The 14,062-nt window shown below is 51.1% G+C and carries 14 protein-coding genes and 1 riboswitch; of the genes, 7 read left to right on the top strand and 7 right to left on the bottom strand.

Translation table 11 applies throughout. From position 1 onward, the window contains the following. Nucleotides 1-8: 8 nt before the first annotated feature. On the top strand, nt 9-680 hold the full coding sequence (gene dsbI, locus A7098_RS21570; protein ID WP_000511509.1) for a protein-disulfide oxidoreductase DsbI: 672 nt from the start codon (nt 9-11) through the stop codon (nt 678-680). A 48-nt stretch (nt 681-728) separates the two neighbouring features. On the opposite strand, the gene ygiD is transcribed toward dsbI, so the two are convergent. Then, nucleotides 729-1,517: a 4,5-DOPA dioxygenase extradiol gene (ygiD, locus tag A7098_RS21565; RefSeq protein ID WP_024212369.1), complete on the bottom strand. Its 789-nt coding sequence runs from the start codon at nt 1,515-1,517 to the stop codon at nt 729-731. A gap of 142 nt (nt 1,518-1,659) precedes the next feature. Between ygiD and zupT the strand changes: the two genes are divergently transcribed. Further along, nucleotides 1,660-2,433, top strand: a complete 774-nt coding sequence (gene zupT, locus A7098_RS21560; protein WP_000115866.1) for a zinc transporter ZupT — start codon at nt 1,660-1,662, stop codon at nt 2,431-2,433. 57 nt (nt 2,434-2,490) lie between these two features. Here the strand turns inward: zupT and yqiD are convergent, their stop codons facing one another. Both yqiD and ribB read right to left on the bottom strand, forming a co-directional pair. After that, a complete protein-coding gene (yqiD, locus tag A7098_RS23885; protein WP_000469260.1) occupies nt 2,491-2,661 on the bottom strand; it encodes a protein YqiD in 171 nt (56 codons plus the stop codon). A gap of 263 nt (nt 2,662-2,924) precedes the next feature. Next, nucleotides 2,925-3,578 carry a 3,4-dihydroxy-2-butanone-4-phosphate synthase gene (gene ribB, locus A7098_RS21550; RefSeq protein WP_001076997.1) on the bottom strand — a complete coding sequence of 218 codons (654 nt, stop codon included), beginning with the start codon at nt 3,576-3,578 and terminating at the stop codon, nt 2,925-2,927. Between the two features lie 103 nt (nt 3,579-3,681). Continuing rightward, nucleotides 3,682-3,851: riboswitch (FMN riboswitch) on the bottom strand. Between the two features lie 121 nt (nt 3,852-3,972). Between ribB and ubiK the strand changes: the two genes are divergently transcribed. Beyond that, nucleotides 3,973-4,272, top strand: a complete 300-nt coding sequence (gene ubiK / locus A7098_RS21545) for a ubiquinone biosynthesis accessory factor UbiK (RefSeq protein WP_010347865.1) — start codon at nt 3,973-3,975, stop codon at nt 4,270-4,272. A 34-nt stretch (nt 4,273-4,306) separates the two neighbouring features. Here ubiK and glgS read toward each other — a convergent pair whose 3' ends face one another. Continuing rightward, nucleotides 4,307-4,507 carry a cell surface composition regulator GlgS gene (glgS, locus tag A7098_RS21540; protein ID WP_010348753.1) on the bottom strand — a complete coding sequence of 67 codons (201 nt, stop codon included), beginning with the start codon at nt 4,505-4,507 and terminating at the stop codon, nt 4,307-4,309. 266 nt (nt 4,508-4,773) lie between these two features. Between glgS and A7098_RS21535 the strand changes: the two genes are divergently transcribed. The 3 genes from A7098_RS21535 (at nt 4,774) to A7098_RS21525 (ending at nt 7,389) form a co-directional block, all read left to right on the top strand. Beyond that, the gene (locus A7098_RS21535) at nt 4,774-5,403 is read left to right on the top strand and encodes an OB-fold-containig protein (protein WP_105281393.1); all 630 of its coding nucleotides are present in this window, start codon (nt 4,774-4,776) and stop codon (nt 5,401-5,403) included. Nucleotides 5,404-5,429: 26 nt separating this feature from the next. Then, complete coding sequence (locus tag A7098_RS21530) at nt 5,430-7,091, top strand: flotillin family protein (RefSeq protein WP_105281392.1); 1,662 nt, start codon at nt 5,430-5,432, stop codon at nt 7,089-7,091. 238 nt (nt 7,092-7,329) lie between these two features. Then, nucleotides 7,330-7,389: a type I toxin-antitoxin system Ibs family toxin gene (locus tag A7098_RS21525; protein ID WP_001387081.1), complete on the top strand. Its 60-nt coding sequence runs from the start codon at nt 7,330-7,332 to the stop codon at nt 7,387-7,389. 119 nt (nt 7,390-7,508) lie between these two features. Here the strand turns inward: A7098_RS21525 and hldE are convergent, their stop codons facing one another. From hldE to ygiF, 3 genes are read right to left on the bottom strand one after another with little or no spacing between them, the layout of a single operon-like run. Then, a complete protein-coding gene (gene hldE, locus A7098_RS21520) occupies nt 7,509-8,942 on the bottom strand; it encodes a bifunctional D-glycero-beta-D-manno-heptose-7-phosphate kinase/D-glycero-beta-D-manno-heptose 1-phosphate adenylyltransferase HldE (protein ID WP_105281391.1) in 1,434 nt (477 codons plus the stop codon). Nucleotides 8,943-8,989: 47 nt separating this feature from the next. Further along, entirely contained in the window at nt 8,990-11,830 is a 2,841-nt protein-coding gene (gene glnE, locus A7098_RS21515) for a bifunctional [glutamate--ammonia ligase]-adenylyl-L-tyrosine phosphorylase/[glutamate--ammonia-ligase] adenylyltransferase (RefSeq protein WP_105281390.1), read from the bottom strand. 22 nt (nt 11,831-11,852) lie between these two features. Then, nucleotides 11,853-13,154 (bottom strand): inorganic triphosphatase, encoded by a 1,302-nt coding sequence (gene ygiF / locus A7098_RS21510; protein ID WP_032226317.1) that lies wholly within the window; start codon nt 13,152-13,154, stop codon nt 11,853-11,855. A gap of 241 nt (nt 13,155-13,395) precedes the next feature. On the opposite strand from ygiF, the gene A7098_RS21500 reads away from it, so the two are divergent. Continuing rightward, nucleotides 13,396-14,016, top strand: coding sequence for a TIGR04211 family SH3 domain-containing protein (locus tag A7098_RS21500; RefSeq protein WP_001125317.1), 621 nt, complete (start codon nt 13,396-13,398; stop codon nt 14,014-14,016). Nucleotides 14,017-14,062: the final 46 nt, after the last annotated feature.

The raw sequence follows: 14,062 nt of genomic DNA, 5'->3' as shown, positions 1-14,062 counted from the left end.
AACTGGCTATGGGTATTAAGGGAATGTGGAAAGACCTACGCACATCACCGGTGAACACGCTGGTCAAATGGCAGGAACAACGCTTTTTGTGGTTGTTAATGGCCGCTGCGATGGGCGCGCTGATTATCCTCGCGCACTCGTTCTTCCAAATCTATCTCTACATGGCACCATGCGAACAATGCGTTTACATTCGCTACGCCATGTTTGTAATGGTTATTGGAGGATTGGTTGCGGCGATCAACCCGAAGAATATCGTCCTTAAGTTGATTGGCTGCGTGATGGCATTTTACGGCAGCATTATGGGGCTGAAGTTTTCACTCAAACTGAACGATATCCACCATGCGGTGCATAACCCGGATCCCGATTCACTGTTTGGCGTACAGGGTTGCTCTACCGATCCCACTTTCCCCTTTAACCTGCCGCTTGCACAGTGGGCACCAAACTGGTTCAAACCGACCGGAGATTGTGGCTATGACGCGCCAATCGTTCCCGATGGCGTCACACTGAGCAGTATGCAGCAGTGGTTTGTAGAGATGTATCAGCAATCTGAAGGCTGGTATCTGCTACCGCCGTGGCACTTTATGAACATGGCACAGGCCTGTATGTTGGCTTTTGGTCTCTGTTTATTACTGCTGCTAGTGATGAGCGGCGCATGGGGACTCAAGCTGCTGCAAAAGTAAGGTAACGAGAACCGAAGCCAGCAATGTGGCTTCGGTTATTCTCATCTTTTAACCTACCTGCACCGACAACATGCTTAAACTGCCCATCTCTATACCATCAACCGGAACAGTCACCGGCTCCTGACCATCCCACGCACCTAACACATACAACAGTGGCAGAAAGTGTTCCGGTGTTGGATTCGATAACGCCCCACCTTCATGGTCGAGGTAGTTCACTAGTGGATGCTCTTCAACCGCCCCTTGCCACGTCAGATTCGCTTTCACATACTCATTGAACGACATCGCCCACGGGTACGGTGAACTATCGCCATGCCACTTCACCGTGCGCAGGTTATGCACCACGTTGCCACTGGCAACTAACATTATCCCTTCATCGCGCAGCGCCGCCAGCTTACGTCCCATTTCGAAATGCCAGGCGGTGGGTTTAGTACTGTCGATACTCAACTGCACCAGCGGGATGTCAGCGTCAGGATACATCTTAATCAGCACGCCCCAGGAACCGTGGTCAAAACCCCAGGCTTCTTTATCCAGGGTAACAGGTACTGGCGCCAGCAATTCGACCAGTCGCTGTGCCAAAGCAGGTGAACCCGGAGCCGGATAATGCGTTTCGTATAACGCCTGAGGAAAGCCGCCAAAGTCATGAATTGTCGGTGGCGTTTCCATTGCTGTTACTCCCGTGCCACGGGTAAACCAGTGCGCAGAAATAGCGACTATCGCTTTCGGGCGCGGCAATGTCTCGCCTAGCCGCTGCCAGGCCTGGGTATATAAATTATCTTCCAGCACGTTCATCGGGCTACCGTGACCTAAAAACAATGCTGGCATACGCGTTGAAGACATGATGATATCCTTAATTGAAGGTGTCATTTTGATATCCTCACAATACGCTTGTTCGGTGGGCGAAGAACCCAGATAACCATGATGATCATCATCAGTTATTTTGAAGCTCCACCTGAAGTTGAAGAATTATAAGGAGTTGTCGATGTCAGTACCTCTCATTCTGACCATACTGGCGGGGGCAGCCACGTTTATTGGCGCGTTTCTCGGCGTTCTTGGACAAAAACCCTCAAACCGACTGCTGGCGTTTTCGCTGGGATTTGCGGCGGGGATTATGTTGCTCATCTCATTAATGGAGATGCTTCCTGCCGCATTAGCCGCCGAAGGGATGTCGCCTGTGCTGGGCTACGGTATGTTTATCGTTGGTTTGCTGGGCTATTTTGGCCTGGACCGCATGTTGCCACATGCTCACCCGCAGGATTTAATGCAAAAATCAGTGCAGCCGCTACCAAAATCAATCAAGCGCACTGCTATTCTGCTCACTCTGGGTATCAGCCTGCATAACTTCCCGGAAGGGATTGCCACCTTTGTCACAGCGAGCAGTAACCTGGAGCTGGGCTTTGGTATCGCTCTGGCAGTGGCGTTGCATAATATTCCTGAAGGTCTGGCGGTTGCAGGCCCGGTTTACGCGGCAACGGGGTCTAAACGCACCGCAATTCTGTGGGCAGGGATTTCTGGACTGGCAGAGATTCTCGGTGGTGTTCTGGCGTGGTTAATCCTCGGTAGCATGATTTCTCCAGTGGTAATGGCAGCAATCATGGCGGCGGTTGCAGGTATTATGGTCGCACTTTCCGTTGATGAATTAATGCCATTGGCTAAAGAAATTGATCCCAATAATAACCCCAGCTATGGCGTTCTATGTGGAATGTCAGTGATGGGGTTCAGTTTAGTACTGCTACAAACGGCAGGAATTGGTTAAAAACGGCTTCAGATGTTGTCCGGCGCATGGACAACATCTGCAAACATCACAAAAGCCCTATTCCAGCTTTTCTGCTGCCTCTTCTCTCGCACTGTTTAAGTATTTGTTCCGCGCTTCCAGCAGTGCGTCTCTGTCCTGGCGGAACGCCCGACAATAACGTTTCAGATGCAGGAAATAACCCACCACAGCCAGCGCAATCAATACAATCCAGTACCAGGCGATAAACATCCTTTTTACCCTTAACATTTAACATTACTAAACATTTGGCGCATAAATTTCACATATCCTTTTTCGGATATATTCATATGGTCGCATAATAACGAAACAATTATATGATTTTGATCATAATGAAAAAGGTTGCCTGATATTAATGAAATTTTCTCATAGAAAGAGAAGCGGAATTAACATCTTGCATAATGAAGGCAAAATAAAAACCGAAGCCAGCAACAACTTCGGTTTCTTGATTAACGCGGTAAATTAAGCAGCGATTTTCAGCTGGCTTTACGCTCATGTGCCTGACGATAAGCCACCAAATCTTCGATGGTAACCAGTGCCATATTGTGTTTATTCGCAAACTCGATGCACTCTGGCGCACGCGCCATGGTGCCATCATCATTCGTCAACTCACACAGTACACCTGCCGGTTTAAAGCCTGCCAGCGTCATCAGATCAATAGTCGCTTCAGTATGACCACCGCGAGTCAGTACACCACCTGCCTGCGCGCGAAGTGGGAAAACGTGGCCCGGACGATTCAGATCTGACGGTTTCGCGCCATCGGCAATAGCAGCACGAACGGTTGTAATACGATCAGCGGCAGAAACACCGGTAGTCACACCTTCAGCAGCTTCAATGGTCACGGTAAAACCGGTGCCATAGGCACTGGTGTTATTTTCCACCATCATCGGCAGATCAAGCTGTTTACGACGATCTTCGGTGATACACAGGCAAACAATACCGCTACCGTGGCGAATGGTCAGCGCCATCTGCTCAACGGTCATCGTTTCTGCCGGGAAGATCATATCGCCTTCGTTTTCACGGTCTTCATCATCAAGCACCATTACACCGCGTCCTTCACGCAGCGCAGCCAGTGCATTTTCAACACGTTCGAAAGGCGTACCAAAAGAGGAAAGTAGCGTCTGATTCATGGTAAAAAAACCTCACTAAAATTATGGTTACCAGAATCAGGGCAGTCTTAGGAGTGGCGGCTTATAGCCAAAATAACGTGAGCGGGTCCATGCCCGACAGAATCGTTACTCTCTCCCATCCGGACTTTAACCGTCGGCCCCGGAATTACACCGGATCTGCTGTCCTTTGAGTTTGCACCCAAAGCGCTCGCGGGCTTTCAACTATGTTCATAAGCAATGTTCATACGTTGATTTACCGCCGGTGGGGAATTTCGCCCCGCCCTGAGAATAAGCGGATTCACTATAACGCTAATGATTAGCGGCGGCAACGCATAGGTTCACATAATTCTGGTTTATGCCTTACCCTTATCGCACTACAATGGCACTTAACACCTATCAGTACAGGGAAACTACAATGATTGACCCGAAAAAAATTGAGCAAATCGCTCGCCAGGTTCACGAATCAATGCCTAAAGGAATCAGGGAGTTCGGGGAAGATGTGGAGAAAAAAATCCGCCAAACCCTCCAGGCGCAGCTGACGCGTCTCGATCTTGTGAGCCGTGAAGAATTCGACGTTCAGACGCAGGTTCTGTTACGGACCCGTGAGAAACTGGCGTTACTGGAACAGCGCATCAGTGAATTGGAAGCGCGCAATAACCCGGTAGCAGAAGTTCAGTCTCCTCCAGCTATCCCACCCGTTGATAAAGCAGAATAAAGCAACACAAAAACGGGCCAAATGGCCCGTAATATCAATGTTCTAATTCCAGTTCTTTTGACTGTGTCATCCGCTGGCAATACCAGGCATAGCGGGCGCAAAACCAGGTCCGATGTTCTTCATCCATATTACCGGTGACGGCCAGAATATCGACCGGGCGGCCTTCAGAATGCATTCTGGCAAAACTACGCGCCAGGAAATCGAAATTATTTAAAGAATTAAGACTATGATCCATAAGCACATCCTCCGGTTATCGCATACCTTTTAAGGCTATATGCTTTTTCTGATTTCAGTATTCCCTAATCAGTGTAGTGCCTTTAAACATAACGTGCGTAAATATATTGTTTAGGATCACACTTTTTCTAAAAATAAAAAATAACATTAAAGGACTTCTCCTTTTAAGAACTCACTAACATATGTTATTATTAGTCAGAGCAAATGTAAGCAAGGAAACCATACCATAATAAACAATGCGTCACTGAATGGACGATGGAGTGACTGATGATTTTATTTGCCGACTATAACGCACCTTATCTTTTCGCTATTTCCTTTGTACTATTAATCGGTCTGTTGGAAATTATTGCCATTATCTGTGGCCATATGCTCTCTGGCGCTCTTGATGCACATCTTGATCATTACGATTCCATAACCACAGGTAATATTAGTCAAGCGTTTCATTATCTCAATATCGGAAGGCTGCCAGCCCTCGTCGTCCTCTGCCTGTTAGCCGGTTTCTTTGGGCTGCTTGGTGTTTTGCTACAACACGCCTGCATCTTGCTCTGGCAAGCCCCACTCTCGAATTTGTTCGTTGTTCCAGTCAGTTTACTGCTCACCATTATCATGGTGCATTATACCGGCAAGATAATTGCCCCCTGGGTTCCACGTGACCATAGCTCTGCTATTACCGAAGAAGAATATATTGGCTGCATGGCATTAATTACCGGTCATCAGGCAACTTCAGGTCACCCCTGTGAAGGAAAACTCACCGATCAATTCGGTCAAACACACTATTTATTACTGGAACCTGAAGAAGGTAATTTTTTTAATAAAGGTGACAAGGTGTTAATTATTTGCCGGCTTTCTTCAACGCGGTATTTAGCTGAAAAAAACCCCTGGCCAAATATATTATAAACATTTAATTAAAAGGAAATTTAGTAATGGATGATATTGTTAATTTAGTGCCTTCCTGGATGTTTATGGCGATTGTTGCCGTATGCGTTCTATTTATTATTGGTATTATTTTCGCGCGACTTTATCGTCGGGCATCTGCCGAGCAGGCATTTGTCCGTACCGGATTAGGCGGACAAAAAGTGGTTATGAGTGGCGGCGCAATTGTTATGCCGATCTTCCATGAAATAATCCCTATCAATATGAATACATTGAAACTGGAAGTCAGTCGCTCGACGATTGATAGTTTAATTACGAAAGATCGTATGCGTGTCGATGTCGTGGTCGCTTTCTTCGTGCGGGTAAAACCGTCGGTAGAAGGCATCGCCACCGCTGCTCAGACGTTGGGGCAACGAACCTTATCGCCGGAAGATTTACGGATGCTGGTCGAAGATAAATTCGTCGATGCTCTGCGTGCCACCGCAGCACAAATGACCATGCATGAGTTACAGGATACACGCGAAAACTTCGTTCAGGGGGTGCAAAATACCGTTGCAGAAGACTTGTCGAAAAACGGTCTGGAACTGGAAAGCGTGTCACTTACCAACTTTAACCAGACCTCTAAAGAACATTTTAATCCGAACAACGCCTTTGACGCCGAAGGTTTAACCAAGCTGACGCAGGAAACAGAACGCCGTCGCCGCGAGCGTAACGAAGTTGAACAGGATGTGGAAGTCGCAGTACGTGAGAAAAACCGTGATGCGCTGTCGCGGAAGCTGGAAATTGAACAGCAAGAAGCGTTTATGACACTTGAGCAGGAGCAGCAGGTTAAAACCCGCACCGCAGAGCAGAATGCGAAAATTGCGGCTTTTGAAGCTGAACGTCGTCGTGAAGCAGAGCAGACGCGTATTCTGGCTGAACGGCAAATTCAGGAAACAGAAATCGACCGCGAACAGGCCGTGCGCTCAAGAAAAGTTGAGGCCGAACGCGAAGTTCGCATTAAAGAAATCGAACAGCAGCAGGTCACCGAAATCGCCAACCAGACGAAATCGATCGCTATTGCGGCCAAATCGGAACAGCAGTCACAAGCGGAAGCGCGTGCCAACCTCGCACTTGCAGAAGCGGTAAGCGCCCAGCAAAACGTGGAAACAACTCGTCAGACCGCCGAAGCCGATCGTGCCAAGCAGGTTGCTCTGATTGCCGCAGCACAAGACGCGGAAACCAAAGCGGTCGAACTGACCGTCCGCGCGAAAGCTGAAAAAGAAGCCGCAGAGATGCAGGCGGCAGCAATCGTAGAGTTAGCTGAGGCAACACGTAAAAAAGGCCTGGCGGAAGCGGAAGCACAACGTGCATTGAACGACGCTATCAACGTACTTTCTGACGAACAAACCAGTCTTAAGTTCAAGCTGGCGCTGTTGCAGTCTCTTCCTGCAGTAATCGAGAAATCCGTAGAACCGATGAAGTCTATCGACGGTATTAAAATAATTCAGGTGGATGGACTGAATCGTGGAGGCGCTACGGGTGATACGACATCAGGCTGCGTTGGTGGGGGTAATCTGGCAGAACAGGCGTTATCAGCCGCCCTTTCTTACCGCACACAGGCACCGCTTATTGACTCTCTCCTCAATGAAATCGGCGTTTCAGGCGGTTCGCTGGCGGCATTGACTTCACCATTGACTCCATCGATACCCATCGCAGATAACGTAGAGTAGATTTTCTTATATTCACATCCCTGGCCCAAAAAGCCAGGGATTTTTTATATCTGCGTTCCGCTAAAAAGTGCAAATGATCAGCTTGTTACAGCGTTTTGCGAGTCGACTCGGGGAAGAGAAAACTGCATCAGGGAAAGCGTTGCGTGGGGTCAGGCGCTAATCAACAATCGGGGAGCCAGCAAGGGGCTGAAACGGGAAAGCCCCTCCCGAGGAAGGGGCCTTACAGAAGGAAAGGGTTATGATGAAGCTTGTCATCATACTGATTGTGTTGTTACTCGTAAGTTTCGCAGCTTATTAACAGCCAATCAGAGGGGGGAGAAATCCTCCCTCACCCTTGTTCCTTTACTCTAGGTTGAAAAAACAACAGCGTCAATAGGTCTACCTGACACGAAGCGAGATATGTGAACCGCTTTCCGGTTAGCCTTTTTTATCCTGTTGGATCTTCTTGATAATGTTAGTGGTCGAGCAACCGTCTTCAAAGTTGAGCACCAGCACTTCGCCGCCGTTGGCCCAGACTTCTTTACTCCCGGCAATCTCTTCTGGTTTATAGTCGCCTCCTTTTACCAGCAGATCTGGCAGGATCCCGGCGATCAGACGCTGCGGAGTGTCCTCTTCAAACGACACCACCCAGTCGACCGCTTCCAGTGCGCCCAGCACAATCATACGCTGTTCGAGCGGGTTAACCGGGCGAGAATCCCCTTTCAGGCGTTTGGTGGAGGCATCGCTGTTCACGGCGACAATCAAGCGGTCACCCAGCTTGCGGGCATTTGCCAGATAAGAGACATGCCCGGCGTGGAGAATGTCGAAGACGCCGTTGGTCATCACTACTTTTTCGCCACGTTTACGCGCCGCCGCTACAGCCAGCTTCAGCTCATCTTCGGTCATCACGCCAAAGCCGGTATCTGCACGTCCACGTACTGCGTTTTCCAGCTCAATGGGAGAAACCGTGGATGTCCCCAGTTTGCCGACCACTACGCCCGCCGCCGCATTGGCAAAGAAGCAAGCTTCTTCCAGCGAATTACCCGCCGCCAGCGTTGCCGCCAGTACGCCAATTACCGTGTCACCCGCACCGGTAACGTCATACACTTCCTGCGCCTGGGTTGGCATATGCAGCGGCGCTTTACCCGGTTGCAGCAGCGACATACCCTGCTCTGAACGGGTCACCAGCAGCGCAGAAAGTTCGTAATCGGCAATCAGTTTCATGCCACGTTCAACAATCTCTTCTTCGGTCTTACATTTACCGACAACGGCTTCAAATTCTGAGAGATTTGGCGTCAGCAGCGTAGCGCCACGGTAACGTTCAAAATCGGTGCCTTTTGGATCAATCAGCACCGGAACGCCCGCCTTACGCGCCAGTTGGATCATCTGCTGCACGCTTGCCAGCGCACCTTTGGCGTAGTCAGAAAGCACCAGCGCGCCAATCGAACTTAGCGCCTGATTAATCCGCTCATGCAGCGGCTGCGGATCAACACCTTCGAAACCTTCTTCGAAATCCAGGCGGATCAACTGTTGGTTACGGGAAAGCACCCGCAGTTTGGTGATGGTCGGATGCGTTGGCACAGAAACGAAGTCGCATTTTACGTTGACGTCCGCCAGTGATTTACTCAGCGCACGCGCCGCATCATCAATACCGGTCAACCCGACCAGGCGAGCGTTAGCACCAAGAGAAGCGATGTTCATCGCCACGTTGGCTGCGCCGCCCGGACGTTCTTCAATGGTATTAACTTTAACCACGGGCACCGGCGCTTCCGGCGAGATACGGCTGGTGGGACCGTACCAGTAACGATCCAGCATCACATCACCAACCACCATCACTCCTGCACGTTCAAACTCTGGCAGCGTTACTTTCATTCCTGTCTCCTGAGAGATTCAAAATTTGCGCGCGATAATATCACACTTCATTCCTCCACCAGCCACTTCTGCCAGCTTGCCCGCACCAGTTCACGCTCTGCGGTGAAGCACTCATCCGGCACATGACCCGGTAATTCCTGTAACGCCAGATGATGAAGTTCATCGCGCAGCGTCGTGTAAGCACGGGTCAGCGCCATCGCTTCCTGCTCTTCCATAATGTCGTTTTGCGCCAGCAGTTCCAGAATGCGCACGTTGTCTGACCAACGCGTTAACTTCGGTTTTTCATGAGCGTAGCGCAACACCAGATATTGAGTAATAAATTCGATATCGGTAATTCCGCCTTCATCGGCTTTGATATCAAAGCGATCGCGATGTTTATTGCCGAGATGAGCGCGCATTTTCTCACGCATTTCCCGTACTTCCGTTTGCAGAGTTTTACTTTCACGCGGCAGCATCATAATTTCCCGACGCACCGCGTCAAAGTGCGCAGTGAGCTGTGGATCGCCATATACCACACGCGCACGAACCAGTGCCTGATGTTCCCACGTCCAGGCCTCGCTTTTCTGATAATCGGCAAACGCTTCAGCGGATGTCACGAGCATTCCCGCCGCCCCGGACGGACGCAGCCGCGCATCCACTTCGTACAAAATGCCGGAAGAAGTACGCGTACTGAACAGATGCATAATGCGTTGCGCCAGACGCAGATAAAATTGCCGCCCGTCGATTTCCCGCTCGCCGTCGGTCATCACATCCATCGGGCAATCATGGAGGAAGATAAGGTCAAGATCGGAACTGTAACCTAACTCCCAGCCACCCAGCTTACCGTAGCCGACCACCGCAAAACCACGACCTTCGCGTTCGTTCAGGTGATTCGGTTTACCGTAGCGGGCGACCATTTGAACCCACGCCTGCTGAACGACAGCATCTATCATGGCTTCCGCCAGCCAGGTTAAGTGATCGCTCACTTTCATCACCGGTAGCGTACCGGCGATATCCGCTGCGGCGATGCGTAACAGCTGCGCCTGTTTGAACTGACGCAGCGCCTCAAGCTGTTGCTCTTCGTCATCTTCCGGCACGCGCAGCAAATACTGGCGCAACTCATCGCGGTAGGCATCGGTCGCCGTCGGTTGGTAGAGGGTATTTGGATCGAGCAGTTCATCCAGTAATAATGGATAACGCGCCAGTTGGCTGGCAATCATCGGCGATGCGGCACACAGAGAAATCAAATGCTTAAGTGCCGCCGGAAATTCACTAAGCAACTCAAGATAAGTGGTGCGAGTAACAATCCCCACCAACAAGGCGGTAATACGCGACAGCGTGACAGCAGCGTCTTCACGCGCACAGACATCACTTAGCAAATGTGGCATCAGATGGTCGAGCACCTGACGTCCTCGCGGCCCGATGGTGCGCTTATCCAGCTCTTTGCGGAAATCGGCAATCAGCGTTAGCACCTGTTTGCGATCATCCTCGCTAAGATGCGCCAGCACTGGCGTGGTGTCATCTTCCTGCAACGCATCCTGCCACAGCTCACGCCACTGTTCCGACAGCGACTCTTCCTGAGTTTCGCTTTCATCGTCGCCAATCAGTTCATTAAATACCCGGCGCACATTGGTCATATGTCCGGTCAACGCCCCGGTCAATTGCGACCAGTCAGCGAAGTCCATCGCCCACGCCAGCCGCGCACGGTTAAGCTCATCAGCGGGAAGCGTCTGGGTTTGTTCGTCGTTAATGCTTTGCAGCAGGTTTTCCAGACGCCGCAGGAACAGATATGCCACTCGCAATTGTTCGGCGTCATTTTCAGAAAGCAGATGCAGTGCGGCAATGGCGCTGAGTGTCGGCAGTAAAGAGCGCGATTGCAGCGACGGTTCACGTCCGCCGCGAATGAGCTGGAACACCTGGACGATAAATTCAATTTCGCGAATACCGCCCGCGCCAAGTTTGATGTTGTCGGTCAAACCGCGTCGACGCACTTCACGGGCAATCATCCCTTTCATGTTGCGCAGCGACTGGATGACGCTGAAATCGATGTAACGGCGGAAAACAAACGGACGCAGCATCGCACGCAATTCGTTAGCATAGACGCCATCGCTATCGCCCATAATCCGCGCCTTGACCATCGCATAACGCTCCCAGTCGCGCCCCTGCTCCTGGTAATAATCTTCCAGCGCCGCAAAACTCAACACCAGCGGGCCGCTTTCGCCAAACGGACGCAGACGCATATCCACGCGATAGACAAAGCCATCTTGCGTCGGTTGATCCAACACTTTAATCAGCCGCTGGCCCATGCGGGTAAAGAACTGAGCGTTATCCAGTTCGCGGCGTCCGCCCTGCGTACAGCCATGTTCCGGCCAGGCAAAAATCAGATCGATATCTGAGGAGAAATTCAGTTCCCCACCGCCCAGCTTACCCATGCCTAAAATCAGCAGCGGTTGCGCTTCGCCCTGCGCATTGCACGGCGTTCCCCACTCGCGACAGCAGGCTTCATATAGCCAGTCACGCGCCGCGACAATCAGCGTCTCCGCCAGATGGCTGAGCTGCTGTAAAATGCTCTCTTCAGTCACCAGCGCCAGAGTTTGCGCCCAGGCGATGCGCACCATAATGCGCCGCCGGAACAGACGCAGCTCGCGCATTAAACTGACTTCATCGCTTACATCACTGAGCGCCTTCTGCAACCATGCAGCGTAATGCTGCCATTCGTCGGCCTGCGGCGGCTGGCTTTCCAGTTCCGTTAGCCACTCTGGATGCGCAATTACGCTGTCCTGCACAAAATCACTAAAAGTAAGTACTGACTTCGCCTGTGTGCTAAGTGATTCCTCGGCTAAAGGCGCTGGCAGCCGCTCAACAACGGTCTGCCAGTACTGCTGTAACGGTGAAGAGAGCGGCTTCATAAGCGATTTTATCCTTGCCTGATTAACGTTTTCCGCTGTGCAACCAGAACGGTTCCTGATTGTTTGCCTCATTACGGAAATGTTCAATTTCAATGCGTTGCCCGGTCGCAATGGCGTGACGCAGTCCCTGCCAGTTCTCCAGCCAGGCTTGCGCAACGAGAGGATCGTAGTAACCCGCCAGCAACAGTATTGAGTCAATGTCACGCGTCAGACGTGGTAACTGGTCACGGTAGCGATCGCCCAACGGTTGGCAAAAAACGCTTTTCAGTTCAGCGGCATGGCGGGAAAGATGGATATCGGCAAAGCGTTTAAAGGAGTCGCTCATTTTGCCCTGCGCTTTGGCATCTAAAAACGGCTGCCAGGCTTTGCTGACCAGCCATTCGGTCAACGCCAGCTTCGCCATTGCCGTTTCGGTAGAGTAGACCGCCGTCACGGCAGAAACCGCAGAAGCAATGGTCGCCTCGCATTGGGTCAGCAGGTCACGTAAGTGAGTGCTCGCTTTTCTTGGCACAATACCACCGAACAGCATCAGCGTATGGCGAACAAGACCGATGGCTGCCAGCACCTGCTCTTTCGCCGCATCGTTGCCGCGCACCCACAGCTCTTCATGATATTGCCATTGCGCTAACGCCAGCTCCAGCGCCGCTTCCAGCCCCTGTTCCACATCGGCTTTTGCCGCAACATGCAGAATGGTGGTGGGTTTGATTTCACGCGTGGGATTGCCCTGCGCCAGATGATAGCCACGCGCTGCTTTACTCAGGCTGCCCTGGCGTAATCCGGTTTGCGATACCAGTTGGTTCGCCAGTTTCAGCACCGCGCGCGTTTCACCGCTAAGCAGCTCCAGTTCCAGCTCACAGATAGGTTCAGCAAATTCACCGGCTTTCACCTCGCCCTGATCGAGAGCGATTTCAATCTGGCTGCCATCGACCTCCACCAGCCATTTTTCGCGATAAAAATCGGTGCTGAACAGCGGCTGCACGCGGGACGCGAGATCGGCAGGTAACTCACCGTTTGGCCAGACTTCCGTCGGTAACTGCGCCAGATCGAGCGTCGGTTCACTCAACGCCACGTTATATTCCGGGCGCTGGTGCAATCCGCCCGTTACCCGTCCGGCAACTTTCATGGTCATCTCATAGCGACCGTTTTCGCCACGAATACGCAGCCCCATGTCGTGCCCACGCAGCCAGTTATCCGGCGTTTCGTAGTAAATGTTCAGTAACTGCACGGGATCATGATGCTCGCCGCCCAGCGTATTGAGATGGTCACGCAACGCCTCAACGGCACTGTGATTAACAATAAACTTTAATTCGATTTCCTGAGCCATGGCCTTTACTTATCGGTTATGTCACATAAGTGACGATGAACGGCGAACTAAATGCGATCTTTTTTGTCAGTAGATAGTATTTTGCGCCAAATTGCCATGCAACGAACATTTTGACGGGCGTAAAAGTTTGAGACAGTGGCAAAAGCTGACACAGAGGATTCTGATTGATACCGAATGCTTTGCGCAGCAACACTGATGCCACTACTATCGTTCCACTTTCCATGACAATAACGACAGCCTGATGCCAAAATTACGCCTGATCGCACTAACTTTACTCGCGCTTAGCGCCACTGCCGTCTCTCACGCGGAAGAAAAACGCTATGTTTCTGACGAACTGAATACCTGGGTTCGCAGTGGTCCGGGAGATCATTATCGCCTCGTGGGCACCGTGAACGCCGGTGAAGAAGTGACATTATTACAAACTGACGCCAACACCAATTATGCCCAGGTGAAAGACAGCTCCGGCCGTACCGCCTGGATCCCGTTGAAACAACTGAGTACTGAGCCAAGCCTGCGCTCCCGCGTGCCAGATCTGGAAAATCAGGTCAGAACTCTGACCGATAAGCTCACCAATATCGATAACACCTGGAATCAGCGCACCGCAGAAATGCAGCAAAAAGTGGCGCAGAGCGACAGTGTGATCAACGGGTTAAAAGAAGAAAATCAGAAGCTGAAAAACGAACTGATTGTCGCGCAGAAAAAAGTCGATGCCGCCAGCGTTCAGCTGGATGACAAACAGCGCACCATCATTATGCAGTGGTTTATGTATGGTGGCGGCGTGCTGGGACTTGGCTTGCTGCTCGGTCTGGTATTGCCGCACCTGATCCCAACGCGCAAACGTAAAGATCGCTGGATGAACTAAATCGCCTTCTTCGTTGCACTGTCTTATTATTAGGAATTGTGTATTT

This window comes from Escherichia sp. MOD1-EC7011, assembly GCF_002965005.1.
Lineage (GTDB): Bacteria > Pseudomonadota > Gammaproteobacteria > Enterobacterales > Enterobacteriaceae > Escherichia > Escherichia ruysiae.
This window is presented reverse-complemented; position numbering and strand designations above follow the sequence as displayed.